Source organism: Verrucosispora sp. WMMD573 (assembly GCF_027497175.1).
GTDB lineage: Bacteria > Actinomycetota > Actinomycetes > Mycobacteriales > Micromonosporaceae > Micromonospora.
Genome location: NZ_CP114901.1, coordinates 2,696,513 through 2,720,621 on the forward strand (window position 1 = coordinate 2,696,513; position 24,109 = coordinate 2,720,621).

At 69.0% G+C, this 24,109-nt stretch carries 23 protein-coding genes, 2 tRNA genes and 3 pseudogenes; 17 read left to right on the plus strand and 11 right to left on the minus strand.

Annotation, left to right across the window (positions count from 1 at the left end):
* The first annotated feature begins 205 nt into the window (after window positions 1-205).
* The 3 genes and pseudogenes from O7601_RS12380 to O7601_RS12390 form a co-directional block, all read left to right on the plus strand.
* Window positions 206-1,870: a copper resistance protein CopC gene (locus tag O7601_RS12380; protein WP_281566889.1), complete on the plus strand. Its 1,665-nt coding sequence runs from the start codon at window positions 206-208 to the stop codon at window positions 1,868-1,870.
* Between the two features lie 13 nt (window positions 1,871-1,883).
* Window positions 1,884-2,654, plus strand: a complete 771-nt coding sequence (locus O7601_RS12385; protein WP_281566310.1) for a YcnI family protein — start codon at window positions 1,884-1,886, stop codon at window positions 2,652-2,654.
* A gap of 667 nt (window positions 2,655-3,321) precedes the next feature.
* Window positions 3,322-3,549 (plus strand): annotated as a pseudogene (locus O7601_RS12390) (hypothetical protein); the annotation flags it as partial.
* Window positions 3,550-3,963: 414 nt separating this feature from the next.
* Here O7601_RS12390 and O7601_RS12395 read toward each other — a convergent pair.
* Window positions 3,964-5,259: a glycosyltransferase 87 family protein gene (locus tag O7601_RS12395; RefSeq protein ID WP_281566311.1), complete on the minus strand. Its 1,296-nt coding sequence runs from the start codon at window positions 5,257-5,259 to the stop codon at window positions 3,964-3,966.
* A 73-nt stretch (window positions 5,260-5,332) separates the two neighbouring features.
* Between O7601_RS12395 and orn the strand changes: the two genes are divergently transcribed.
* Together orn and O7601_RS12405 are read left to right on the plus strand one after the other, a co-directional pair.
* Entirely contained in the window at window positions 5,333-5,923 is a 591-nt protein-coding gene (gene orn, locus O7601_RS12400; RefSeq protein ID WP_281566312.1) for an oligoribonuclease, read from the plus strand.
* Window positions 5,924-6,048: 125 nt separating this feature from the next.
* A tRNA-His gene (locus O7601_RS12405) sits at window positions 6,049-6,121 on the plus strand.
* Between the two features lie 153 nt (window positions 6,122-6,274).
* On the opposite strand, the gene O7601_RS12410 is transcribed toward O7601_RS12405, so the two are convergent.
* Together O7601_RS12410 and O7601_RS12415 are read right to left on the minus strand one after the other, a co-directional pair.
* A complete protein-coding gene (locus O7601_RS12410; protein ID WP_281566313.1) occupies window positions 6,275-7,543 on the minus strand; it encodes an Ig-like domain-containing protein in 1,269 nt (422 codons plus the stop codon).
* Window positions 7,544-7,668: 125 nt separating this feature from the next.
* Window positions 7,669-8,931, minus strand: a complete 1,263-nt coding sequence (locus O7601_RS12415; protein ID WP_281566314.1) for an Ig-like domain-containing protein — start codon at window positions 8,929-8,931, stop codon at window positions 7,669-7,671.
* A gap of 187 nt (window positions 8,932-9,118) precedes the next feature.
* On the opposite strand from O7601_RS12415, the gene O7601_RS12420 reads away from it, so the two are divergent.
* Together O7601_RS12420 and O7601_RS12425 are read left to right on the plus strand one after the other, a co-directional pair.
* Window positions 9,119-9,194 (plus strand) — tRNA-Lys (locus O7601_RS12420).
* Between the two features lie 180 nt (window positions 9,195-9,374).
* Complete coding sequence (locus O7601_RS12425; protein WP_281566315.1) at window positions 9,375-9,671, plus strand: DUF4326 domain-containing protein; 297 nt, start codon at window positions 9,375-9,377, stop codon at window positions 9,669-9,671.
* Here O7601_RS12425 and O7601_RS12430 read toward each other — a convergent pair.
* The gene (locus O7601_RS12430) at window positions 9,661-10,551 is read right to left on the minus strand and encodes a hypothetical protein (RefSeq protein ID WP_348650248.1); all 891 of its coding nucleotides are present in this window, start codon (window positions 10,549-10,551) and stop codon (window positions 9,661-9,663) included. The genes O7601_RS12425 and O7601_RS12430 overlap by 11 nt on opposite strands.
* Before the next feature lie 148 nt (window positions 10,552-10,699).
* On the opposite strand from O7601_RS12430, the gene O7601_RS12435 reads away from it, so the two are divergent.
* The 3 genes from O7601_RS12435 (at window position 10,700) to O7601_RS12445 (ending at window position 12,114) form a co-directional block, all read left to right on the plus strand.
* Window positions 10,700-11,140, plus strand: coding sequence for an NUDIX domain-containing protein (locus O7601_RS12435; RefSeq protein ID WP_281566316.1), 441 nt, complete (start codon window positions 10,700-10,702; stop codon window positions 11,138-11,140).
* 70 nt (window positions 11,141-11,210) lie between these two features.
* Window positions 11,211-11,417, plus strand: a complete 207-nt coding sequence (locus O7601_RS12440; RefSeq protein ID WP_281566317.1) for a hypothetical protein — start codon at window positions 11,211-11,213, stop codon at window positions 11,415-11,417.
* A 16-nt stretch (window positions 11,418-11,433) separates the two neighbouring features.
* Complete coding sequence (locus O7601_RS12445; RefSeq protein WP_281566891.1) at window positions 11,434-12,114, plus strand: YdcF family protein; 681 nt, start codon at window positions 11,434-11,436, stop codon at window positions 12,112-12,114.
* Window positions 12,115-12,120: 6 nt separating this feature from the next.
* Here the strand turns inward: O7601_RS12445 and O7601_RS12450 are convergent, their stop codons facing one another.
* The gene (locus O7601_RS12450; protein WP_281566318.1) at window positions 12,121-13,347 is read right to left on the minus strand and encodes a helix-turn-helix transcriptional regulator; all 1,227 of its coding nucleotides are present in this window, start codon (window positions 13,345-13,347) and stop codon (window positions 12,121-12,123) included.
* A gap of 370 nt (window positions 13,348-13,717) precedes the next feature.
* Between O7601_RS12450 and amcA the strand changes: the two genes are divergently transcribed.
* From amcA to O7601_RS12470, 4 genes and pseudogenes are all read left to right on the plus strand, one after another.
* A complete protein-coding gene (gene amcA, locus O7601_RS12455) occupies window positions 13,718-13,885 on the plus strand; it encodes a multiple cyclophane-containing RiPP AmcA (RefSeq protein WP_281566319.1) in 168 nt (55 codons plus the stop codon).
* A 68-nt stretch (window positions 13,886-13,953) separates the two neighbouring features.
* Window positions 13,954-14,229, plus strand: a complete 276-nt coding sequence (locus tag O7601_RS12460; protein ID WP_348650261.1) for a hypothetical protein — start codon at window positions 13,954-13,956, stop codon at window positions 14,227-14,229.
* Window positions 14,226-14,432, plus strand: a pseudogene (locus tag O7601_RS12465) (radical SAM protein); the annotation flags it as partial. The gene O7601_RS12460 and the pseudogene O7601_RS12465, both read left to right, overlap by 4 nt.
* An 88-nt stretch (window positions 14,433-14,520) precedes the next feature.
* The gene (locus O7601_RS12470) at window positions 14,521-15,189 is read left to right on the plus strand and encodes a pentapeptide repeat-containing protein (protein ID WP_281566322.1); all 669 of its coding nucleotides are present in this window, start codon (window positions 14,521-14,523) and stop codon (window positions 15,187-15,189) included.
* A gap of 37 nt (window positions 15,190-15,226) precedes the next feature.
* On the opposite strand, the gene O7601_RS12475 is transcribed toward O7601_RS12470, so the two are convergent.
* Window positions 15,227-15,883: an HAD family hydrolase gene (locus O7601_RS12475; RefSeq protein ID WP_281566323.1), complete on the minus strand. Its 657-nt coding sequence runs from the start codon at window positions 15,881-15,883 to the stop codon at window positions 15,227-15,229.
* A 66-nt stretch (window positions 15,884-15,949) separates the two neighbouring features.
* Entirely contained in the window at window positions 15,950-16,402 is a 453-nt protein-coding gene (locus tag O7601_RS12480) for an NUDIX hydrolase (protein WP_281566324.1), read from the minus strand.
* A 1,135-nt stretch (window positions 16,403-17,537) separates the two neighbouring features.
* On the opposite strand from O7601_RS12480, the pseudogene O7601_RS29480 reads away from it, so the two are divergent.
* Window positions 17,538-17,930: pseudogene (locus O7601_RS29480) on the plus strand (replication-relaxation family protein); the annotation flags it as partial.
* A gap of 330 nt (window positions 17,931-18,260) precedes the next feature.
* On the opposite strand, the gene O7601_RS12490 reads toward O7601_RS29480, so the two are convergent.
* Window positions 18,261-19,499 (minus strand): PQQ-dependent sugar dehydrogenase, encoded by a 1,239-nt coding sequence (locus tag O7601_RS12490; RefSeq protein WP_281566326.1) that lies wholly within the window; start codon window positions 19,497-19,499, stop codon window positions 18,261-18,263.
* 290 nt (window positions 19,500-19,789) lie between these two features.
* Between O7601_RS12490 and O7601_RS12495 the strand changes: the two genes are divergently transcribed.
* Window positions 19,790-20,599, plus strand: a complete 810-nt coding sequence (locus O7601_RS12495; RefSeq protein WP_281566327.1) for a metallophosphoesterase family protein — start codon at window positions 19,790-19,792, stop codon at window positions 20,597-20,599.
* Window positions 20,600-20,698: 99 nt separating this feature from the next.
* Here O7601_RS12495 and O7601_RS12500 read toward each other — a convergent pair whose 3' ends face one another.
* Entirely contained in the window at window positions 20,699-21,289 is a 591-nt protein-coding gene (locus O7601_RS12500) for a TetR/AcrR family transcriptional regulator (protein ID WP_281566328.1), read from the minus strand.
* A gap of 53 nt (window positions 21,290-21,342) precedes the next feature.
* Between O7601_RS12500 and O7601_RS12505 the strand changes: the two genes are divergently transcribed.
* The gene (locus O7601_RS12505; RefSeq protein ID WP_281566329.1) at window positions 21,343-22,350 is read left to right on the plus strand and encodes an alpha/beta hydrolase; all 1,008 of its coding nucleotides are present in this window, start codon (window positions 21,343-21,345) and stop codon (window positions 22,348-22,350) included.
* 29 nt (window positions 22,351-22,379) lie between these two features.
* Here O7601_RS12505 and O7601_RS12510 read toward each other — a convergent pair whose 3' ends face one another.
* Both O7601_RS12510 and O7601_RS12515 read right to left on the minus strand, forming a co-directional pair.
* Window positions 22,380-23,207, minus strand: a complete 828-nt coding sequence (locus O7601_RS12510; protein WP_281566892.1) for a DUF72 domain-containing protein — start codon at window positions 23,205-23,207, stop codon at window positions 22,380-22,382.
* A 34-nt stretch (window positions 23,208-23,241) separates the two neighbouring features.
* A complete protein-coding gene (locus O7601_RS12515) occupies window positions 23,242-23,985 on the minus strand; it encodes a hypothetical protein (protein WP_281566330.1) in 744 nt (247 codons plus the stop codon).
* Window positions 23,986-24,109 lie beyond the last annotated feature (124 nt).

A 24,109-nucleotide genomic window follows, 5' to 3' on the forward strand; every position in this document is an offset into this window, starting at 1 on the left:
ACAGTCCAGGTTACGCGGCGGCGTGGCGAGCAGCAGGGTCCTTCGGCCCTTCCATGGGATGCGCCACTCCGGGAACTTTTCCGGCGTTTCGGCCGACTATCCGCCCATGACTCCCGGTCCGGTGTCCGCGCGCCAGCGCTCGATCTTGGAAAATCGGGATCAATGGATGGACCTGACTCGCCCGGAACGGGTGTCGTCGGCGACGATGGGCGGCATGACTGCCGCCCATCGCCGCCGGTGCGCCCGGCTGGCCGCGACCGCCGGCCTGCTGGTCGCCGTCGTGGCGCTGCTGCTCGTCCCCGCCAGCCCGGCCAGTGCCCATGCCGTGCTGTCCAGCAGCAGCCCGGCCGCCTCGGCCGTGGTGCCCGCCGCGCCGGCCGAGGTGGTGCTCACCTTCAGCGAGACGGTACGAAAGGTGCCGGACCGGATCCGGGTGATCGCGCCGGACGGGTCCCGTGCCGACCAGGGCGAGCCCACCTTCGCCGGCAGTGTGGTCAACATCCCCGTCGACACCGGTCGCGGTAACGGCACCTACCTGGTCACCTACCGGGTCATCTCCGCGGACAGCCACCCGGTCTCCGGCGCGTTCACCTACTCCGTGGGGGCACCCTCCGAGCCGCCGGTGGACAGCGGCGACGACGGCCGGGCCAACCCGGTGGTCGGCACCGCCGTCAAGGTCGCCAAGTTCATCGGCTACGCGGGACTGCTGCTGGCCATCGGGCCGGCGCTGGTGCTCGCCCTGCTCTGGCCGCGCCGGCTGTCCCGGCGCGGGCCGGGCCGGCTGGCCTGGGCCGGCCTCGGGCTGGTGGCGCTGGCCACGGTGGCGGCGGTCCTGCTCCAGGTGCCGTACACCAACGGCGGTGGACTGTTCGACATCACCGGGGACGGGCTGAGCCTGGTGCTCGGCAGCACCTTCGGCGCCGCCCACCTGGTCCGCCTCGGTCTGCTGACTGCGGTGGCGCTGCTGCTCCGGCCCTTGCTGGCCGGCCCGGTCGGCCGGACGGACCTGGTGATCCTCGGTGTGCTTGCCGTGGGTGCGCTGCTCACCTGGCCGATGGCCGGGCACCCGGCCGCCTCGCCCGCTCCGGCGGTGTCGGTGCTCGTGGACGCGGTGCACCTGGGCGGCATGGCCGTCTGGCTGGGCGGGTTGGTGATGCTCGCCGTGTTCCTGCTGCCCCGCGCCGACGAGCGGGAACTGGGGGCGATCCTGCCGATCTGGTCCCGGTGGGCGGCCCTGGCGGTCTCCGCGCTGCTGCTCGCCGGCACCGTCCAGGCGTTGATCGAGGTGGCCACCCCGGCGGCCCTGGTGAACACCACGTACGGGCGGCTGGTGCTGGCCAAGATCGGGCTCTTCGTACTTGTCATCGCGGTGGCCGCCTACTCCCGGCACCTGGTGCGCACCCGGGTCGCGGCCAGCCGACCGGCCCCGGTACGCCGAGCGATCTGGGCGGAGCTGACGATCACCGCGATCGTGCTGGGGGTGTCGGCCACCCTGGTCCAGACGACCCCCGCCCGTAGCGTCTCCACGGACGTGTCCGCCGCCGACAGCGGATACTTCAGCACCACGGCGACCAGCTCGCTCTACTCCATGCAGATCGAGGTGTCACCGGCCCGCCGGGGCAACAACTCGGTGCACCTGTACGCGTACACGCTGGAGAACCAACCACTACCGGTCGTCGAGTGGCAGGTCACGGTCGCCCTGCCGGCGGCCGGGATCGAGGCGATCCAGGTGCCCCTGCTGCCGCTCACCGACAACCACGCCACCGGCGAGATCAGTCTGCCCGCCGCGGGCGAGTGGGAGCTGCGGGTCACCGCCCGTACCACCGAGATCGACCAGGCCACGGTGACCGCCACCGTGCCCGTCCGATAGAGAGGTTCCACCGATGTTCCGTCACCGGCGTTTCGCCGCCACCGCTGCCGCTCTGACGCTCGGCGCCGTCGCCACAGCCGTGTTCGGTTTCGTGGCCCCGGCCTCCGCGCATGTCACGGTCAATCCGCGCGAGGCAACCCAGGGCGGCTACGGCCGGCTGGCGTTCCGGGTACCGAACGAGAGCGACACCGCTTCCACCACGAAGCTGGAGGTCTTCCTGCCGGAGAACGCGCCGCTCGGCTCGGTGTCGACCATGCCGGTGCCCGGCTGGACGGTGGCCGTCGAGAAGCGGCAGGTCGACCCGCCGGTGCAGGTGCACGGCAGCGAGATCACCGAGGTGGTGTCGAAGATCACCTGGACGGCCGGCGACGGAGCCGCCATCGCCCCCGGCACCTTCCAGGAGTTCCCGGTCTCCATGGGCCCGCTGCCCGAGATCGACCAGATCGTGTTCAAGGCGTTGCAGACCTACTCCGACGGCGCCGTGGTGCGCTGGATCGACCCGCCGCAGCAGCCCGGGGGCGAGGAGCCGGCCGCTCCGGCGCCGGTGCTCACCCTCACCGCCGCCGGTGCCGACACGCCGACGGACGCACCCACCGACGCGCCCGCTGCGGCACCGTCTGACGACAGCGATGACGAGGACGGCAACGGCCTGGCGGTGGGCCTCGGCGTCGCCGGGCTGCTCGCCGGCCTCGGTGGCCTGGTGCTCGGCGGTTTGGCCTTCGCCCGTACCCGGCGTTCCAGCGGCGCGGTGCCGGGCGACGAGGCGGCCACTCCGACCTCCTGAGCGTCACCGCAGTCACAGGCCCGCCGGGTGATCCCCGGCGGGCCTGTCCGCTTTCGGCGTCCCTGCCGTGGATATCCGCTGATTGACGGGTCGGCGTAGGTAAGGTCGGCCGGGTGTCTGGCTACAGAGGGGAACAGGGCGCATGCGTTTCGTGTGGACGCTTACCGGAATGCTGCTGCTGACCGTCGGCACCGCCGCGCTGCTCGGCGCGGCCGCGCTCGGTCTGCTGACCGGTCACGCCGGCCCCGACGGGGCATTCACCGCCCGGTTCGAGACCGTGCAGACTCCGGGGCACGCGGTGGTGGTGACCGACCTCGACGCCCTGGTCCGGCAGGAGGTGCCGTTCGCCCGGGGCGGGCAGGCCCGGCTACGGCTGGACGCGCGTACTCCCGACGGGCCGGCGTTCGTCGGCCTGGCCCCGGCCGAGGAGGCGCAGCGGTGGCTGGCCGGCGCGCCGCACGCCGCGGTGCTCCGGATGTCGCTGGCCCGGGGTCCGCTGCCGGTCCGGCTGGCGCAGGTGACCCCGGCGGCGGGGACGCCGCCCACCGTCCCGGCCGCACCCGCCGCACAGACCTTCTGGGTACGCGCCGACCACGGCGTGCTCGAATGGAACCCCGACGACCTGGCCGGGCAGCGACTGAGTCTGGTGCTGATGCGACCCGACGGTGGGGCGGGGGTGACCCTCGACCTGCGTGCGGAACTGCGGGCCGGCTGGATCGCCCCGGCCACCTGGGGCTCACTCACCGGCGGGACGCTGCTGGTGATCCTCGCCGCGTTGGTGCTGCTGCGGCCGGTGCGCCCGCGCGAGGTGGTCATCGTGGTCGAGCCGGACCAGGTGCCGGTGCTCGCCGGACGACTCGGAGTCAGCTCGCTCGCCGGCCTGGGAGCTCCGGTGCCGCCCGGTCCCCGCAGGCTGCCCGCACGTCAACTCGTCCCGGTCGCCGCCACCGTGCCCGCCACCACGAGCCGCCCCGCCATCGGCCCCGTCCCACGCCCGGCCACCCTCGCCGAACTCCCCACCCCGCCCACCCCACCACATCCCCTCCGCCCACCCGCCCCACCCACCTGACCCGCCCCCACCCTGGCGCCTCGCCCGCTCGTCTCGCCCGCGATCTTGCAGTTCTGGTCCCGGCAAAGGGTGCGAAGGTGGCGTATTGGCGACCAAAACTGCAAGATCGGCGAGGGGGTGGGGGTGGGGGGTGGGGGTGGGGAAGGTGGGGGTGGGCGGCCCTCCGTGCTGCCGACGCGGAGGGCCGCCCTTCACCGGGGGATATCGGTGTCCGTGGGGCTTTGGTAACCCTGGGCCAGATTACCGATGAATGGGGGTCTCGGGAAGAGTGTCCGACTTTGCGTGCTGTCGGCGCTGGGCCCGGGTGTCGGGACGCACCGGCAGGACGACCAGCAGCACGAGACAGAGCCACACGTACGCGTTGCGGAGCAGGAACTCCCATGGGCTGCCGGTGGGCGACGGCGTGATTCCCCAGTCGTAGAAGGACACCACCCCGTACACGATGATCGCGGTGACGGCGACGGCGAGAGTCAGCAGCCGGCGGCGTCGGCGTGCCCCGGCGACGGTGCGCGGATCGGCGCCCAGCGCCGCGTCGGCCAGGATCACCATCGCCGGGATGAACCAGTAGATGTGGTGCGTCCAGGTAATCGGGCTGACCAGCGCCGCCACCAGGCCGGTAAGCGTCAGGCCGGTCAGCGCGTCCCCGGCCTGCGACGCCCGTACCGCCCGCCACAGCCCGTACCCGGTGACCACCGCGACCAGCAGCAGCCAGACCAGCCGGCCCGGCTCCTCCGGGGCGGTGAGCCGGCTCAGCACACCGAACAGCGACTGGTTGCCGGTGTAGTCGGTGCGGCCGACCCGGTCGGTCGCCCATAGCTCGTGCGTCCAGAACCGCCACGAGTCACCGGGCGCGACCGCCGCGGCGAGCAGGGTCGCCCCGGCCGCGGTCACCCCGGCCACCACCGCCGCCCGCCACCGCCGGATGGCCAACAGGTAGATCACGAAGATGGCCGGGAACAGCTTGAGCGCCGCCGCCAACCCGACCCCCACCCCGGCCCAGCGGCTGTCGCGGGGTACGGCGAACAGCAGGTCGGCCAGGATCAGCACCACCAGCAGCATGTTGATCTGCCCGAAGGTGATCGTCTCCCGGGTGCTCTCCACGCCGAGCACGATCAGCACGCCGACCACGAGGGTGAACAGGTGGGGCAGGCGGTGGCGACGGATCACCGGGTCGAGCAGCCACTTGGTGGTGACCACCACGCCGAGCAGGGTCAGCCCGGTGAAGATCGCCACCGTGGCACCCAGCTTCAACCAGGAGAACGGCAGTAGGAACAGAGCCGCGAAGGGCGGGTAGGTGAAGTACAACTCGCCCTGCACCCGGTCCGGCTGCACGTAGTCGTACAGCGGATTGCCGGCAGCCCACCAGTCCATGGCCGCCATGTAGATCTTCAGGTCGAAGAAGTCGTGGGTGCGTCCCGGCAGGTAGAGGGCGGGAAGTGCCGCCGCCAACGCCAGCGCTCCCACGATCCGGCGGGCCGTACGGCTACCCGAATCGTCCAGCTCGACGCTCGGTGGTGTGGCGGGTTCGGCGGACACGGGGAAGACCTTAGCGGTCGGTGACCGTGGCGGCGCGGAGCCACGAGACTTGGCCTGCGCGTAGGCTGTCCCGGTGGCTGATCTTCTCGTCTGGATCGACTGTGAGATGACCGGGCTGGACCTCGGCGGTGACAAACTTATCGAAGTCGCCGCGCTGGTCACCGATCCCGATCTCAACGTGCTCGGTGACGGCGTCGACGTGGTGATCCACGCCGACGACGCCGCGTTGGACGCGATGCCCGAGATCGTCCGGACGATGCACGGCAAGTCGGGGCTGACCGACGAGGTACGCCGCTCCACCGTCACCCTGGCCGAGGCGGAGGACCGGGTGCTCGACTACGTCACCCGCCACGTCAAGGATCCGCGTACCGCCCCGCTCTGCGGCAACTCGATAGCCACCGACCGTGGCTTCATCGCCCGGGACATGCCCCGCCTCGACGCCCACCTGCACTACCGCATGATCGACGTCTCCTCGATCAAGGAACTGTGCCGCCGCTGGTACCCCCGGGTGTACTTCGGTCAGCCGCAGAAGGGCCTGGCGCACCGGGCACTGGCCGACATCCGGGAGAGCATCCGGGAGCTGGAGTACTACCGGCGCACCATCTTCGTCCCCCTGCCCGGGCCCGACGTGGAGAGCGCCAAGGCCATCGCCGGCGAACTCTGACCGCCCCCAGGCTGCCGCGGTTTGCCTGTCGCGGCTCGGCGGCAACCCGCTGGACGTGGTCGGCCGTGGTGGGGGTATGATTTCACCGCACCCGCCCCGGGCGATCGACCGGGCGCGGCGGCATGGTGGCTGTAGCTCAGTTGGCAGAGCACCGGGTTGTGGTCCCGGTTGTCGTGGGTTCAATTCCCATCAGTCACCCGGCTAGTGGATCTGCTCCACAGCAGTTCAGGCCCCGTCTTCAGACGGGGCCTGACGCGTTGTAGGGGGCTGGTAGGGGAGTTCTTTCCCGCCGGTGAGACAGGCGAGGCGACGGCGGCCTCCTACCGGCAACGGCCGCCGTCGCGCAGGTGCTCAGGTCGTGGGCGCCTCGCTGGGCGAGAGGTCCGGGTCGGCCGAGTCAGACTCCATCGGCTCGTACGGCAGGGCGCTGCCCTTGACGTACTCCTCCCAGCTCATGTTCCAGTCGGTCCAGCCGTTGCCGAGCTGGAGCTTGCGCTCGGTGCCCTTGACGACGATCGGATCACCGACCCTCGTGTTCTTGAACAGCCAGGCGCCGTTGGCCATCGAGACGTTCACGCAGCCGTGCGAGACGTTCGTCGTGCCCTGCTGCCCCTCCGACCACGGTGCCGCGTGGATGAACTCGCCGCCCCAGGTGAGCCGCTGCGCGTAGTCGATCTTCGTCCGGTACCCCTCATCGGGACCCAGCTCGTCGTACGTGTCGAAGACCGTCTTGCGCAGCTTCTCCATCACCACCATGGTGCCGCTGGAGGACGGGGTGCTCTTCTTGCCCAGGCTCACCGGGATCGTCTTGATCTTCTCGCCGTTCTTGGTGACGGTCATCCGCTTGGTGCGGTTGTCCACCGTCATCAGCAGCTTCGGGCCGATGGCGATGTCGACGGTCAGGTCGGCCCGGCCGTACCAGCCGTCGCCCAACGGCAGCCCGCCGGCCTGCACCCGGTACGACACCTTGCTGCCGGCCTGCCAGAACTCCTTCGGCCGGTACCGGATCTCGGTGGGGCTGACCCAGTGCCAGATGCCCTCCTGGGCCGGCTCCGAGGTCACCGTCATCCGGCGTTGCAGGTCGGCCCGGTACTTCTCCGGGATGTCCCGGCCAAATTTCACGATCAGTGGCATGGCCACCCCGACCGTCTGGTCGTCGCCGAGGAAACTGCTGATCCGTACCTGCTTTTCCGGCTCCTCCATCACGGTGAAGGCGCTGGTCGCGGTCACCGGCAGGCCGTCGTCGCCGGTCGCGGTGACGGTGGCGGTGTACGAGGCGCCGTAGGTCAACGCCGCCGACGGCTGCCAACTGCGGCCGTCGGAGGCGAGGTCACCCTCGACCGCCTCACCCTCGGCGTCGGTCAACTCGACAGTGACGTCCTCGGCCTGCTCGGCGGCGAAGGCGATCGCCGCCGACGCCGGCACGTCCTTGGCGTCAGCGGCCGGTTCGCTGATGCTCACCGTCGCCTTCGCGGCCGGCTGATCGGCGCCGTCCTGCCACCCCGGCCCCTTGTCGCCATCCTTACCGCCGGTGCAGGCGGAGGTCAGTGCCAACGTCAGAGCGAGCAGGCCCGCGACGAGCACCCCCCGCCTCCGGTTGCGCTGGTCCCGAATCCGCATGGTGTCCTCACAGTCGTGGTCCGCTTCCCGTCCACATCACTGACGCACGAGTTCACGTACCCGTTGCGACAAGTGAACCGAAACACGTCGAGCGGGATGTCCGGATGGTGACATATTTAGTCCGGTCAGACGGCCGGACCGGCGCCACCGTCCGGAACTGGCAGCGCACTGCCCTTGACGAACTCCGACCAGCTCAGGTTCCAAGCGGTCCAACCATTGCCGGCCGCCAGCTTACGTTCGGTGCCGGTGATGGTGATCGGATCACCGATCTTCGTACGTTGGAAGAGCCAGCGGGCGTTCGCCATCGAGACGTTCACGCAGCCGTGGGAGACATTCTGCCGCCCCTGGACGTGCTCCGACCAGGGTGCCGCGTGGATGTACTCGCCGCCCCAGGTGAGTCGCTGGGCGAACTCGATGTCCGTAACATACCGGTTCTCCGGATCCGGGTCGTCCATCGTGTCGAAGACCGTCGCTTCCTTCTTCTCCATCACCACAAGGGTGCCGCTGGACGACGGGGTCTTCTTCTTGCCCAGGCTGACCGGCAGCGTCTTGATCAGCTGCCCGTCCTCGTACACCCGCATCCGCTTGTCGGAGTTGGTCACCTTCATCTCGAAAGCCGAGCCGATCTTCGCGGTGGCGTTGCGGTCGACGTTGCCGAACCGGCCGTTGCTCAGCGGAATGCCGGCCAGGGCGATGCGTACGGTCAGCTTGGTGCCGGCCTTCCAGTAATCCGGCGCGCGGTAGTACGCCTGCGTACCGTTGCTCACCCAGTGCCAGGCACCCGGCTGTGGCGGGTCGGACTGCACGAACATCCGCTTCTGCACCTTGGCCCGGTCCTTCTCCGGGATGCCCGGGTGGAACTCCGCCACCACCGGCATCGCCACCCCGTACGTCCGGTCGTCGAACAGGTACAGCCCCGACGTGATCATCGAGCCCGGCTTCGCCATCGTGGTGAACGTGCTGGTGCCCTCGCTCACCGCGCCGTCCGGCCCCTTCGCGGAGACCGTGGCAATGTAGCGGGTCGACCACGTCAACGGGGCCGACGGCACCCACGACGACCCGTCCGTACGCAGCTTGCCCTTGACCGTCTTGCCGTCCTCGGTCTTGAGGGTGACCTGCGACACCTCGCCGCCGCCCGGCAGCTTCGCGCCGATCTCCACGCTGACCGGCCGATTCTTCGCCCCGTCGGCCGGGCTCACCGTCAGCGGCGGGCCACTCGGCACCTCCGGCGCTCCGGACGTGTCCGGCGTCCCGGTGCCGGACGCTCCGGGTGTCTGACCGGGTACGAACTCGGCCGGCGCGCGATCCTCGCCGCAGCCCGACAATGCCAGCGACGCCACCAGCCCCAAGGCGCTAAACAACGCCCCGGCCCGCGCGAACCTGCCCATCCCCACCCCTGTCGTTGCGCACCTGGCGGACATCGTGCCGCATCGCTGCCGCCCGGCATCACCCCGGTCCCACACTTTGCAAGGGGTTCTCGTCAAATGTCCGGAAAGCTCGACCGAAGGTAGGACCCCGGGATCTGATTGGAACCCGGTTCAGAGTGCGTGCTAGTGTTTCCCCCGTTGTCAGCGAGCGCCGCTAGCTCAACTGGCAGAGCAGCGGACTCTTAATCCGCGGGTTCGGGGTTCGAGTCCCTGGCGGCGCACCAACGAGCAAGGCCCTGACCTGGTAGAACTCTGCCAGTCGGGGCCTTTTTCGCGTACGCCGGTGGTGGGTGGTCGCTCGCTGGGTGCTCGGGAGCCGTTGGACCGGGTCGGCGTGTCCTGGACGCGATGTACCGATGAGCGAGCTCCCGTCGAAGTCTCTCGTTGGCCGTTAGGCTGACCGCGTGGTGGCGCAGTCCCGGGTTCGTGTGCAGGGGGATCTCTACCATCCGGTCGTGCCGTCCGGTGCGGTCTATGTCGGGCGGCAGGGGTTCGGGCTGCGGCGTTCGCCCTGGGCCAATCCGTTCAGTCTTCGACAGCATGATCGGGTCGAGGCGTTGCGCCTGTATCGGCAGTGGCTTGTGAGCCAGCCGGCGCTTGTCGAGCGGGCGCGTCGGGAACTCGCCGGGAAGCAGTTGGCGTGTTGGTGCCGCGTTGAGGATGCCTGCCACGCTGATGTGCTGGCCGAGGTCATCGGTTGACGTGTAGTCGGTATCGAGTGGTGGGTCGTCTGGGTGCGTAGACGCCGCCGATGCTGAAGGAATGCGGTCTTGCCGCCTGGTTGCCCACGTAGAAGGCGACGTCGCGGTCGGACGCGCAGAGCTGGCCGAGGAACTTTCGTCTGAGCTGATCCGCAGCCTCCGCGTCGGTGAGCTGGGTCAGGCGACGTTGTAGGGCCACGAACTCCCAGTCCCACAGTGTCTGTTGGTGCCCGCGGCAGCGGCGGTCTGCGCACCGGTAGCGGTAGGAGCCGGTGAATCGTGGTGCCTGGAGAGGGGTGGGCTTGGACGGCTCCAACAGGTCGAGCTGGTTGAGGTAGCCCGCTATCTTTCTGCGGTCTTCCGCCGACCAGCCGCGATGGCGCTTGATCTGCATGGACGAGACATCGGCGACGCGGATCAGGGCGATCGATCGGGCGCTCGGGGCGTCGCGGGTCTGCTCGTTGAGCCGGCACATGGAGTCTTCGACGAGTGGATCGAGGAGATTGCGACGTGACTGCTGGTTGGCAAGGTGCTGCTCGGTGGTGATGGTGTCCACGATCGGCGTCCAGCTCTCGTGGCGCACGTCTTTCTTGGCGGGCATTGCCTGGAGCCGGACGATGTCGTACTTGCGAAACCTGCTGTCGGCAGCGAGTTCCCGAAAGTGGATCGGGTAGAGGCGCGTCCAACGCGTCCAGGGCGGGTCAAGCCCGAGCGCACCGACGCAGACCGTCTCCCCGTAACGGGCGGAGGGACTGGGCGCCGCCTTCACGGTGATCAAGAGGCGAAGTGTCACTGGTCGTGTCAGTACTGGTTTGGACGACGGGTGCTCGTTCGCGCTCGGTCCCCACAACGGAAGTTGTCCCAACAGAACCACCAGCATCGCTTAATGTGGCCATCTGTGCACTTCTCGTTACATAGATAGCTTCGCATATCAAGCTGCTGGGCGCTAGCCATGGGCGGTGCGACCGACCTGTGCCGATTGGGTGCCCTGTAGGCAGTGGCTGTTGGGCGTGGATAGGGGGTTAGCTATGCGTCGGGTCGTGCGCAGGTCGGTGCGGGCCATTCTTGTGGACGAGGACGACCGCCTTGTGCTGATCAAGCGGAACAAGCCCGGCCAGGCGCCGTACTGGACGACGCCGGGTGGTGGCGTGGAGTCGACGGATGTCTCTCTGGAGGCTGCGCTCCGTCGGGAGTTGCAGGAGGAACTCGGTGCCGAGGCGGACCGGTTCGTCCAGGTGTTCCTGTTCACCGCACCCGCTGGTGAGGGCGTTTCTGTGCAGCACTTCTTCGTCTGTCGGCTACTTGAGCTGCGGGAAGATGCTCGAAGCGGGCCGGAGTTCGATGATCCGTCGCGTGGTGGCTACCAGCTCGACCGGGTGACGATCGAGAAGCTGCCTGCGGTGGATCTCAAGCCGGAAGGGCTGACCGAGTTCATCACCTCCAACAGGGAGTCTCTGCTCTCGGTGTAGGCAGCTCGGCAGAGCATCCTTGCTTGGAGTCGGCGTCGCCCCGCTGCCGCACAACCCCTACGCTGGCGGCATGAGGGAACCCAGTGCGGACCGGACCTACGCCACGCCGGATGACCTCCCGGTCTCGGCTTTGCTGCCTGAGCTGCTGCGAAGTGTTCGTGAGGGGCAGGTCGTCTACCTCAGCGAGCAGGATGAACCGATCGCCGCTGTCGTGCCGCTGGAGGTAGCGAGGGCGGGCCTGGCGGCGTTGGGCCGATCCGACGAAGGGCTGCGGTGACGGTCCTGCCTGGTACCTGTTGATGAATCAGCGCCCGGCGGCGCCGGCCGAGTCGATCCCTGACGAGATCCGTGTCGAGGTGGAGACGCTGTGGCGCTACCACGACATGGGCCACGAGCTGAGGCCGTGTGACGTGGGGATCGGGCTGGGCAGCCATGACCTTGGTGTCGCGGTGATCGCGACGCGCTTGTTCCACGAGGGATTGTTTCCCTGGATCGTGTTCACCGGGGCGAACGCGCCGACGACGGTGGAGCGGTTCCCTCGTGGCGAGGCCGTGCACTACCGCGAATACGCGATGGAGCAGGGCGTGCCGGCGGACTCGATTCTCGTGGAGCCACGTGCCACGAACACCGCCCAGAACCTGGAGTACACCCGGCAGCTCCTGGCCGAACGGCGTATCCCGGTGCGGTCAGCGCTGATCATGTCGCGGCCGTACCAGCAGCGCCGGGCGTACGCCACCTGCAGGCTGATGTGGCCGGAGGTCGACGTGGTCTGCGCGTCGAACCCGTTGGCACTCGACGACTACGTGCGCAGCATCGGGGACCCGCGGCGGGTGGTGGAGATGCTGGTCGGTGACACCCAGCGGATCGAGGTGTACGCCGAGCGCGGGTTCGCGATCCCACAGGAGATGCCGGACGAGGTCCGGGTCGCTTTCGAGCGACTGGTGGCGGCCGGTTACACGAGCCGGCTGGTCTGACGACGGCTACCAGCGCGGTCCACCCGACCGGACGCCCATTCGTTCACTGAGTTCGACGGCCAGACGGGGCGGGCGGGGGCGGATGAGGATGTCCCGGACGAGGTCGCGGGAGAGCCGGTGGTAGCGCACCTGGTCTGGGCCGATGACCTCCGCGTCCAAGAGCGCGCCGAGGGCGTCGTCGATGCGGTTCCAGCGCGCCAGCGCTCGCGCGGTCTCGATGGCGTGGCGGACCTGCCGCTCGATGGGCAGGGCACCGGTATCGAGTGGGGTACCTATGGCGATGGCGCGTTGCACGTCGCCGAGTTCCATCGCCACGGTCGTCTTGTGGATCGACACGTTGGTGGGGCCGAAGGCGGTCCACACGTGGTTGTCGTCGGCGCCGAGTCGGGTCGCTGCGGCGTCGGCTTCGGCGATGTGGATGTCTGCGGAGGCGCGGTCGTCGTCGCGGGCGGCGGCGAGGGCGCAGACGAGGTGCAGGCTGCCGTAGACCGACAGCAACTGCGGTGTGGGCTTGGTCAGCCGTGATTCGAGGAACTGCGCTGCGATGGCGGCGAGGCCTCGGGCCTGCGCGTATTCACCGATCGCAATCAGAGAGTGCGCGGCGGAGCGGCTGAGCGAGCCGATGACGACGTGGTCGTGGCTGGCGTTGGCGGCGGCCAGCCCTCGACTGGCCGCGGTCCATGCGAGATCACCTTCGCCGAGCTTGGTGAGGAACAGCGCGGCGAGCTGGTGGGCATAGGCGGTCATCGCGTGTGCACGCTGGCCGTCGTCTCCGTCGTAGGCCTCGGTGGCGGTCAGGCAGTCGTGGATGAGGTACGGAAGCCGGCGAGCGAGGGTGCCGTATCGCGAATGCTGGTAAGCGGTCCAGATCTCGGCCACGTCATTCTCGATCTCACGCATGGCAGGCGCATCGACAGCAGCCGGACTGGCCAGAGCTGGCGCGAGGTGCCGGTAGTCGTGAAGCGCGGCGCGCAACGCGGGAATGGTTTCACGCCCTGAGTCGTCGGACCACTCGAACAAGCTCGGTGCGCCGATGAGGTCCCCAAGAGAGACATCGAGGGCCCTGGCGATTGCCCGAATGACCGAGAGGCGGTCCAGGTCGGCGCGGTTCGTCTCGACCTTGCGTAGCCACTCCTGGGTCTTGCCGACCAGTCCGGCCAGCACCTCCTGGGAAAGCCCTCGCCGCCGCCGGTAGAAGGCGACGCGCTGGCCGATGGTCATGTCGTCCGTCATTCCTCGCACACCATCACCCTGCCCGCTGATGTCCGCCTGACCCGGTACGAATTTTCCCGGTCCCTTCGACAGGTCGCCCCTACGTTCAGTGCACCCCAGGTCACCTTCGCATGTCGATGCCTAGGCCTGGATCGCCTGACAGAGAGCTGCGGATGGAGGAATCGATGACCGGCTTACCAAAGCGCGGCTCGAATCGCCGGCTCGGACTGTCCTGGAGCGCACCGTATCGGAGTCTTCCTCGCCTGCGTACCGCCATCGGGGCTGCGTGGGTGAGTGATCGGCGGTCTGCCCGAGGCCGCCGTGCGGCGGCGGTGGGCTCGCCCTTCCCCCGGCGAGCCCACCGCTCACCGTCTCGAACGGACGTGCTGGCATGACGGTGTACGTCTCGCGTCATGCGAAAGCCGACCACCTCTGGCGACAGACGTTGATCGCCGAGGGCCCCGCGCCACAAACGACTCGCCCGGCTGATCCGCCGCTGCTCACCCATGCCTGGCGTCAACTGTTCGAGCGGCAGGTCCGGGAAGCCGGCCGCCGATGACCGGCGACCGGGACCAGGGCCCGGCCCGAGCGAATGGTGCAGCCGTGTTCCGGCAGGAACATCTGCCAATGCAGCCATTGTGGCTTTGCCGGCGGTGCGGTCAGCCGTGGCCGTGCGGCGCGGCGAAGCTCGCCCTCGCGGTCGAGTACCGGGACAGCCCGGTGAGCCTGTTCCTCTACCTGGCCAGCTGCCTGCACGACGCGATCGATGATTTGCACCGGCTCAATCCCAGTGAGGCGGGTGGTACCGCCTCACTGTTTGACCGGTTCCTCGGGTGGCCCGCCCGTACCCACGCCTACCGAGCCAACGCCGCCACGGCGATCGGGAACGAGGAGACTTCGTGAACGGCATCGGCCTCATCAGCGTCAATCGTCAGCCGGCGATCGCCAGCAGGTTCCACACACTGGTCGTGCAGCCCACCAGCTTCTGCAACCTCGACTGCACCTACTGCTATCTGCCCGACCGCAGAATCATCCGCCTGATGACCGATGCCGTCGCGCAAGCCTGCGCCGAATCGATCGCCCAGCAGAACAGCAGTCATCCGGTCAGGAGCAAGAAGAAGTAGTTCGGCAGCTGGCAGCATCGTCCGACGCGGGGTGGCGCGTCCACCCCGCGCTCGAACAGGTTGAGGAGACATGCGGACGACGATCGTGGGTGACGTCACCATTCTCCTGCCGGACCTCGATCCGGAAGATCTCGACCAGGTCAGCGATCTGTCCGACAGTGACGTCCGCGACGGCCTTGTCGATGGGGTCTCCTGGCGTGGTGAGCAGCTTGTGGATCAGAGCATCCGAGGCAGCCGGATCACCGGCGCGGACCTCGGTGAGATCAGCTGGGAGGCCGGCGCCTTCTACGGGTGCGAGATTGTCGGGACGGACCTGTCCGGCGCGACCCTGACCGGCATCAGCATCGAGCGATGCTCGTTCACGGGATCCCGGTTCACCGGCACTCGGTTCATCGACGTCCGCCTCAAAGACGTTTTGTTCGACAATTGCCGGTTCGACTACGCCACCCTGAACCGAGTCAGCACTGTCGGCTCGGTTGCCTTCACTAACTGCACCCTCGGCCACGGCAGTTGGTCGTCCTGTCGCCTGTCCGGCATCGCCCTGCGCTCCTGCGATCTTAGCGACCTGGAGCTGGAATCCTGCCGCCTCGACGGCGCTGATCTGCGGGGCAGCCGGTTGCACCACTTAAGGACACCGTTGGACAACCTTCACGGCGTCGTTCTCGGTGAAGACCAGATTCCTGACCTCACCCGCTTAGCCGTTGAGGCGCTGAACATCGTCGTCCGCCCCAAGGGCTGACCGAAGCCGAGAAACACCTGGTCCCGTAGCCGGGTAGCTAGCGCGCCGACTCGTTGTGCTTGCGGACGAGGTCGGGCAGCTCGGCCAGTGAGTCGAGCTGGAACAGGCACCGGTCGCTGACCGCCTCGTCACCGAGGATGTAACCCCACGGGCCGCGCCGGACCAGGGCGGTCGCGATACCCGCCTCCTGCGCCGGCCGGATGTCGTTGTCCAACCGGTCCCCGACGTAGAGCACCTGGTCAGCCGGGCATCCTGCCTCGGCGATCACGCGATCGAAGAATGCTGCGGAGGGCTTCTCCACACCCCAGCCGTCCGAGGTGCCGATCACGTCGACCGGTAGGTCCAGGGCACGCAGGATCGTCTCCGCCCGCGCCGTCTGGTTGCCGGCCAGGCCAACCTGTAGCCCTGACTCGCGCAGCGCGGCCAGGCACGGCCGAGCATCCGGATAGAGGTTCCCCTCGGTGAAGGACTCCGGCTGGCCCGCCGCCGTCCGACGCTCCCGCTCCTCGGCCAGGTCGAAGCCTGGCCGGAAGACCTGGAACGTCTCCCGGTAGTCGAGGCCGCGAGCGATGATCGCCCCGAAGACCGCCGAGAACGTGTGGCGCGGCACCCCGATCCAGTCCGCCCAGGTGCCGTACTCCCGGGACTCGTCGACGATGGTCTCGCCCACATCGCAGAACACGCTCGCGATCACCCGGCGATTGTGCCCGGTGCTCCCATCAGGATCAACGTGCAACACGAGCCGGGCCAGTACGGCGGACTACCTGCTTGAGGTCGCGACTCCGTCCTCAAGGTAGACACCACCGCGTCCGATGGCGGCGACCGCTGCGGCTACCCGCCGAGCCAGCCGAGGAATCAAAACCTCGCCGAGGTGTTCCGGTTCGACGAACTCGTACCGGTTCAGCTCGTCTGGGCACAGGCGGATCGTCGCGATCTGGTCCGCTGTCAGCACGCCGCCATCGAATACGAACATGAGTCCGCCGTCCCACGGTGGGCTGGCCGGCACCCAGTCGACGCACAGCAGCGCTCCCGCGAGCACCGACAGGCCCAGTTCCTCCCTGACCTCGCGGACACATGCGTCCGCCGGGGACTCGTCCGGTTCCACTGTCCCGCCGGGAATCTCCCACACGTCCTTGTAGGTCGGGTGGACCACCAACACCCGACCGGCCTCGTCACGCAGGACGATGCCGGCGGCGGCGCGGACGCGCGTCACGTTGGCAATGTACGAAAGATCAGGTTTGGTCTGTGTCTCGGCCACGCGACCGACCCTACGGCCTCGCCTCGTGCGTTTCGCCCGGATCGAGCTGGGCTGGCGACCGTAGTGTGTGGCCCTCAGCTTCGCTCCGAGCCCAGGGGGCTGGCGGGGGATTCATCTCAAAAGATGAGATACGGGCGTCTGCGCTTCAAGATTCTTTCACCTGTTATCGCGGGGAATTCGTGCTGACGGAGACCAATGCGGGTCAGCCCGTGCTGACGCGTCCTGCCGTCATGATCGACCGCTGGTGTATGTGGTTGACAGGGCGCTGCTGGCGGAGGCGTACTGGGATGCACGCGACCGCTTGACGGTCTGCCTGCCGGGTTCGATCGGCCGATGTGGTGGCGCTCCTTTGGAGCGTCGCCTGTCGTTCGAGGGCTCAGGACTGGGCGGGCAGGTCAAAGGGTTCTGAGTGACAGGGGGACCGCGATGAAGGATCTTTCCCCGGCTGATTGAGCCGGTGCGCCGCCGCAGCCTCACCGTCGGTGGCTGCCGGGTTCGGCGCCGCCCCTGTCCACCCCTCGCGCGAGGCCCGAGCCCAGCGTGATCGCGTCTGAACGCACTTCTCGCTGATGTACGCCTTCCGTGCGTCGCTGTCAGGGTCACTTGGCGTGGCTCCGTGGCGTACCCGTCTATGCGCCTCCTGGGGGCGGGCTTGTCTCTTGACAACTCCACAGTGGTAGCGCTCGCCCACTCTGACCTCCGGGTCTGGGAGGGCTGCCGCTGCCCGTGCCCCTCGTCCGCTGCTGGGCGTCTGTCGGGCGATCTTCGTGTTTCCACCCGATGCCGTGCTTGGCCGGCGTCGGTGACCTTATCGACAAGGAGTTCCGTTGTTGTTCCCCATGCTTTCGACCACCGCCGTGGCCGCTGGTGGTGACAGTTCCCGGCTTGGCCCCCGTTCCGGGGTCGGGCTGGCCGTCCGGGTTGGTGTCGGTCTTCGACCGGACTCCCGGACGGACCCCTGGTCCGTTCTCACATCGCAGGTCAGCCGGTCTGCCAGCGGTGGCTGGTTGTCCTGCGACAGACCCCTGCTGGTCTCGGGTCTCTCCCCCTGGGGAGACCACATGCGTATCGGAGAAGGAGGTGATGGTGGATGGATGATCCGGTTCTGCGGGTGCAGTCGCAGTTGACCGCCCGTGATCGGGTGTTGCTGGGCTGGCTGTACGACCACGGGGTGCTGACGTCGTTCCAGATCGCGCATGCCCTGTTCCCGTCGCTGGATTTCTGTCAGCGCCGGTTGTTGACGTTGTACCGGCTGCGGTTGATCGGGCGGTTCCGGCCGCAGCGCGCCGACGGCGGCTCGTACCCGTATCACTACGTCATCGACCAACTCGGCGCGGAGGTCGTGGCCGCCGGCCGCGATGAGCGGCCACCACGTCGTGATCACGCCCGGGTGGAGCGGCGACGGTGGACGTCGAGCCGCACCCTGGAGCACCGGCTCGGGGTGAATGGCTTCTTCACCGACCTCGCCGGCTACGCCCGCACCCGGGAACGGCTCTGCCTGGGGCAGGCGGTGCGCGACGCCGACGGCCGAGTGTTGTGCTTCCACCGTGGGGGTCCGGAGGCTCCGGCCAACTCCCGGCAGCCGGTGCTCAACCGGGCGGCCTGGCGGTTTCTGGCCAGGCACTCCACCCATGAGTTGCCGATCATCGTCGGTCCACCGTACGACCGGGACATCGACGGTTACGTCGAGATCGGCGGCCAGCGGCCTGACGATGTTCCGTTCGACGACTACCTGGCCAACTGGCCCGGGTAGGCCACGCAGGCAGGCCGGCGGCGCAGATCACGCACTGCGCCGCCGGCCCCCGCCCAGGTTTCAGCTGGTCGCCGGCTCGCTGGTCGGAGTCGGCTGGACGCGCTCGAACCGTATCCGGCTCAGCCAGCCCGGCAGGTCGCTGAGTGCGTACAGTTCGCCGTGCACGTCGGCGTCGATGGCGGTCGGCTGGATGGGGAAGTTGCCGATGATGGCGGACTCGTAGCCACCCCAGGGCTTGGGGCGTACGGCGAAGGCGAGGGTCGAGCAGTAGTCGCTGGCGACGTAGGTGCCCCAGGCTTCCGGGGTGGCGGATCCCCGGTACACCACACCGCCGGTGACCGAGCAGCTTTCCGTCATGTAGTGCTCGTACTCGAAGACCGGGTCGGTGTACTTCACGCCTGGCCGGCACTGCTCCGGGTCGAACACCGGGGTGCCCTCGCGGCAGGACCAGCCGAGGTTCGCGCCACGCTGCCACGGGCGGATGTGGTTGATTTCTTCGACCAGGCCCTGGCCCACGTCACCGATCCACAGTGAGTTGTCGACCTTGTCGACCGAGAAGCGCCACGGGTTGCGCAGCCCGTAGAGCCAGATCTCCGGCCGCGCGCCGGGGGTGCGGACGAACGGGTTGTCGCGGGGTACGCAGTAGGGCTTCGCGCCGCAGCTGCGGTTGACGTCGATCCGCACGATCTTGCCGAGCAGGGTGCCCAGGTCCTGACCGGCCTTGTACGGGTCGTTGGCGTGGCCGCCGTCGCCGAGGGACCAGTAGAGGTAGCCGTCGCGGTCGAACGCCACCTGTCCGCCGTTGTGGTTGTTGTACTCGGCGTGCTCCTGCGTGAGCAGCACCTGTAGCCGTTCGGGAGCGCTGATCGGCAGTCGCGCCAGGGTCAGTTCGCCGTCCGGAAGACTGGTGTAGGCCACGTAGAGCATCCCGCTCCGCGCGAAGTTCGGCGCGGGGGTGATGCCGAGCAGACCGCGCTCGTTGCCCGACGTGTCGACCCGGGCGGTCAGGTCGAGCACCGGGTCGGCCGCCAAGCCGGTGTCGGGGTGGTAGACGCGGACGGTGCCGCTCTTCTCCGCGATCAGCATCCGGCCGTCGGGCAGCCCGGCGAGTGCGATTGGACGCCGCAGACCGAAGGCCACCTGCTCGGATACCACGGTCAACTCGGTGAGCGGCACCGGGCCGGGGCGGGATGCGCCGGCCGTGGCGGTGCCGGCGACCGACGCCGACAGGAGCGCGGACAGGACCAGAACGAGCAACCCGGCCAGCGTGGGGGCTGGGTGCCAACGCCGTCGCGACATCTTTTCAGCTCCTTGAGCAGGTGGAATGGAGTACGCGGTCTGGGAGCGCGTCCAACACTACATCAATCATCATCAATGCATTAACCGATGGCGCGGAGTCGGCGGCCCGGTGGAGTGGTCTTCGTACCGAGCTGAGGGCGAGGTGCTCGCCGGACCTGCGGGTCAGCGATCTGCCGCCCGACGCCCGAAAGCATGTGAACCGGATCGCGTTGTACGACAACGGGCTGGGCCGGGCCGCCAGCGCGCGACCGTCACCCCCACCGCCGGAACGGCGCGGCTACGATCGGCCGGTGGCCCGGTCCCTCGATCGCATCGCCCTGATCTCCGACGTCCACGGCAACCTGACCGCGCTGGAGGCGGTGCTCGCCGACATCGACGTACGCGGCATCGAGCGGATCTTCAACCTCGGTGACTACGTCGGCAAGGGGCCGCGCGGTCGCGAGGTGGTCGAGATCTGCCGGGAACGCTGCGAGGTCAACATCCTCGGCAACTGGGACGATTTTCTCCCCGACCCGGACCGGACCTACGACAACGAGGCGATGGCCTGGTGGCTGGCGCAGCTCGCCGCCGGCCAGGGCGACTGGCTGCGCGGCCTGCCGTTCAGCCACGACTTTGTGCTCAGCGGGCGGCGGGTGCGGCTCTTCCACGCGTCGGCGACAAGCGTGCACCGTCGGGTCCGGTTCGACCACGACGAGGCCGAGTTCCTCGGCATGTTCGCCAACACCCCGGCCACCGGCGACGGACCGGCGCCCTCGGTCGTGGGCTACGGCGACACCCACGATCCGTTCTACGAGGTGGACCGGGACCGCCGCACCCTGTTCAACACCGGCAGCGTCGGCAACGCCATGGGCGATCCGACCCCGGTCTACGTGATCCTCGAAGGTGTCCTCGACGCGGCGGCCGACGCGCCGTTCTCGATCCAGTTCGTCCGCGTGCCGTACGACTTCGAGGCCGAGTTGGCCGTGGCGGCCCGGCTGGGCATGCCCGAGTTGGCGGGGTACGTCTCGGAGTTGCGGCACGGCATCTACCGGGGCGCGATGCACGCTCCGGACGGACCGAGGTACCACAGGCGGCCGAGACCGCAACAACCGGCCGCCTGACCGGTCCGGCACCGCCGTCGTACGCACGGCAACGGGTGACCTGGGGACGGTCAGCGGCTGAAACCGTAACCGTGGCGGGCATCTGCGCTGTGCTCCGGGTCACTGCGAGAGCGTCGCGTCGAGCATCGTCGCGAGGTGCTCGGCCGCTGCCGCGGTGTCGTAGTCGGGATCGTGGAGCTGCTCGGCGACGATCGCGTCGATGCCGCCACCGACGATGATCGCCGTTGTGCGCGTGTCGATGTCGCCGCCGCCGCGCGCGAGTCGGGCTGCGTCGATGAGCTCGGCCAGGGGCTGCCAGCGGGCGGCTGGATCGTGGTCGCCGTCGTCGTGCACCATCGCCTCGATGATCATGCGGGTGTGCCGGGGATGCTCCCGCAGGTGCCCGACCATCGATCTGACGTACGCGGCGGGCCGGTTCGCGGTGTCGGCGGCCTCGACCGCGGCGGCGACGTCTCCGACGAGGGCGGTGAGGGCGTGTTCGTGCGCGGCACGTACGACGGCGGCCTTGGTGGGGAAGTGATAGAGCACGGCGGCCTTGGTGATGCCGGCGCGCTCGGCGATGGCGGCCAGTGAGGCACCCGAGTAACCCCGGTCGGCGACCAGTTCGATGGTGACCTCGATCAGTTGGGCGCGGCGGGCGCGCTCGATCAGGGTCGGTTCGCCCGTCGCGCCGTCTCGTCTCCTTGTCACAAGGCAGATTCTACCGTACGGTCGAAAAATCTACCGATCGGTTAGGAGGTGCCATGCGAACCTGGTTGATGAGGGCTCTCAACCGGTTGCGGCCCAGGTCACGGTGGTCACGGCTGGTCCTGGCCGGGCTCGGATTGATCGCGCTGGTGGTCACCTTCGCCATTCGCCAGCCCGCTCCGATCGGTCACTGGGACAGTGCCGACGGGCAGGACCGGTTCCTGCGGGCCTACACGGAGGCATTCGCCGCTCTGCCCACCCCGGCGGAGACCATCGACGTACGCACCGACTTCGGCATCGTGCGCGTCTACCGCTTCGCCGGCACCGGCGCGCAAGGCGGTGCGACCAGCCCGTTGCTGCTGCTGCCCGGGCGGGCCTCGGCCACGCCGGTCTGGGCGGACAACATGCCCCTGCTGCTGGCGATCGGCGACGTCTACACCGTCGATCTGCTCGGCGAGCCGGGCATGAGCGTGCAGAATCGCCCGATCGACAGCGACGCGGCGCAGGCCGAGTGGTTGCACCAGACCCTCCAGGCGCTCCCGCCGGACAGGTTTCACCTGGTCGGTCTCTCGATCGGGGGCTGGACCGCGGTCAACCTCGCGCTGCATCGACCGGAGCGCATCGCGTCGATGACCCTCATCGACCCGGTCTACGTCTTCGCCGACCTGCCGTTCGGCACCATCGTGCGCTCCATCCCGGCTGCACTGCCCTGGCTGCCGAGATCGTGGCGGGACAGCTTCAACTCGTACACGGCTGGCGGCGCTCCGGTCGAGGACGAGCCGGTGGCCGACATGATCGAAGCCGGCATGCAGCACTACAAGCTCCGGCTGCCGCAGCCCACCCGGATCAGCGAGGAACGACTCCGTCGACTCGACCTGCCGGTCCTGGCGATCATCGCTGGGGAGTCGGTGATGCACGATTCGCAGTCGGCCGCCGGGACCGCACGCCAAACCCTGCCCCGGGGCACCGTCCGGCTCTACCCGAACGCCTCCCACGCCGTGAACGGCGAGCAGCCCGAACGGATCGCCGAGGATATCGCCGGTTTCGTCGAGGAGACTGCCTGACCACCGCTGACCGAGTCCGGCGGGTTCGGTCAGAAGAGTGTGGTGGGCTCGACCGGGATCGGCTCGGGCAGCGGGTCCAGCTGCGGCACCTGGGCGCGTACCTCGTCGTGGAAGCGGCGGGCCAGCATCGGCGCGTCGGCGTTGTCCGGGGTGTGGATGAAGACGGTCGGCGACCGGCCCTCGCGCAGCCACGCCGCGGTCACGTCCACCCAGCGCCGCCAGCCCTCGACGGTGCGCGCCGGGTCGTCGCGACCGAGGTAACGGACGATCGGCCGATCGGTGAGCGCGACCGTACGCAGCGGCATCCTCGGCTTCTTCGTCCAGGCATCCCGCTCGGCGTCGCTGGTCGGCGGGTCGGTGAAGAACGCGGTGGTGTCGAACGGGATCCACTCGGCGTCCGTCTCGGCCAGCGTCGTCTCCAGCAGCCGGGTGGCGCGGGGCTCGGTGAAGAAGGCCGGGTCGCGCACCTCCACGGCGGGTCGGTGGGTGGCGGGCAGGCGGCGCAGGAAACGGGCGAGCGTGGGTACGTCGTCCGGGCCGAAGGAGCTGGGCAACTGCACCCAGAGGGCGTACGCCCGGGAGCCGAGCGGCTCGATCGCGTCGAGGAAGGCGCGCATCGGCTGGTCGATGTCGGTGAGGCGGCGCTCGTGGGTGACCACCTTCGGCAGCTTCACCACGAAGCGGAAGTCGGGTCCGGTCTGCTCCGCCCAGGAGGCGACCGTCTCGCGGGCCGGGGTGGCGTAGAAGGTGGTGTTGCCCTCGACCGCGTCGCACCAGCCGGCGTAGTGCCTAAGCCGTTCCTGCGCCGGCAGGGGATGGGGAAGCAGTCGCCCCTGCCAAGACCGGTGGGTCCACATCGCGCAGCCGACGTGCAGTCGCATGGCCACCTGGTCAGCCGGCGTCGACGCGTTCGACGGTGATTGCGGAAACGCCCGCCGTCGCGTCGATGTCGTAGCGGTCCGTTGCCGAGTTCCACTCCGGCGGGGTGAAGGTGGTACCGCCGGCCACCCCCGAGTGGGTGGTGCCGTCGATGGTGACCGAACCGGCGCCGCCACCGGCGCGTACCTGCACGGGCGCGTCGCCGGCCAGGCGGACGACGACCTGGCTCGCTCCGCCGCCGAGCAGGGTGCGCTGCGTCCCCTCCGGTGCGGGCAGCGTCAACTCGATCCGGTTCGCGCCGGCGGTGAACTCGACGTCACCGAGTTGCCCGCCGCGCAGGTCGAGGTGCTGCTCTTTGGCGCCACCGTTGAGTCGGACGTGCCAGCGGACCGACTCGGCCAGCACCGCCTCCACGACCGCCGGGCCGTCCCGGTCGGTGCCGCGCAGGCTGGTCAGCAGGCTGCCGTCGGTGAGGGAGACCGCGGGACGGACGTTGGCGTCGCGGGGGGTCGACACCCGGTACGCGTCGTCGCCGAGGTCGGCGGTGCGCACCTGGATCACGTCGGCACCGTCGAGTAGGACGAAGGTCGCCTCCCGCAGATCGCCGACGGCACCGGTGACGACGTGCCCGTTGCGGCCGTCACCCCGGACCGTCACCCACGTCCAGGTGGCGACCACCACCACGACGATGACCAGTACGGCCGCACCGATCCACCACCACGTCCGTCGTCCGCCGGCCGCCTGAGTGTTCTCCACGTCGCCTCCCGTACATCGATGACCGCACGGATTACTACCCGCCTGTCACCGACTCTTACGCGTGTCACGCCCGGCGGGATCGGCTCAGCGGCAACATGGTTGGAGCAGACATGTCTGAGCGACA

Coding starts and splice junctions, on each gene's coding strand:
- O7601_RS12440 (WP_281566317.1), top strand. CDS start 11,211: ATGAGGGAACCCAGTGCGGACCGGACCTACGCCACGCCGGATGACCTC.
- O7601_RS12490 (WP_281566326.1), bottom strand. CDS start 19,499: ATGTCGCGACGGCGTTGGCACCCAGCCCCCACGCTGGCCGGGTTGCTC.
- O7601_RS12385 (WP_281566310.1), top strand. CDS start 1,884: ATGTTCCGTCACCGGCGTTTCGCCGCCACCGCTGCCGCTCTGACGCTC.
- O7601_RS12430 (WP_348650248.1), bottom strand. CDS start 10,551: ATGCTGGTGGTTCTGTTGGGACAACTTCCGTTGTGGGGACCGAGCGCG.
- O7601_RS12380 (WP_281566889.1), top strand. CDS start 206: ATGGGCGGCATGACTGCCGCCCATCGCCGCCGGTGCGCCCGGCTGGCC.
- O7601_RS12450 (WP_281566318.1), bottom strand. CDS start 13,347: ATGACGGACGACATGACCATCGGCCAGCGCGTCGCCTTCTACCGGCGG.
- O7601_RS12460 (WP_348650261.1), top strand. CDS start 13,954: ATGCAGCCATTGTGGCTTTGCCGGCGGTGCGGTCAGCCGTGGCCGTGC.
- O7601_RS12410 (WP_281566313.1), bottom strand. CDS start 7,543: ATGCGGATTCGGGACCAGCGCAACCGGAGGCGGGGGGTGCTCGTCGCG.
- O7601_RS12470 (WP_281566322.1), top strand. CDS start 14,521: ATGCGGACGACGATCGTGGGTGACGTCACCATTCTCCTGCCGGACCTC.
- O7601_RS12435 (WP_281566316.1), top strand. CDS start 10,700: ATGCGTCGGGTCGTGCGCAGGTCGGTGCGGGCCATTCTTGTGGACGAG.
- O7601_RS12415 (WP_281566314.1), bottom strand. CDS start 8,931: ATGGGCAGGTTCGCGCGGGCCGGGGCGTTGTTTAGCGCCTTGGGGCTG.
- O7601_RS12510 (WP_281566892.1), bottom strand. CDS start 23,207: ATGTGGACCCACCGGTCTTGGCAGGGGCGACTGCTTCCCCATCCCCTG.
- amcA (WP_281566319.1), top strand. CDS start 13,718: ATGACGGTGTACGTCTCGCGTCATGCGAAAGCCGACCACCTCTGGCGA.
- O7601_RS12505 (WP_281566329.1), top strand. CDS start 21,343: ATGCGAACCTGGTTGATGAGGGCTCTCAACCGGTTGCGGCCCAGGTCA.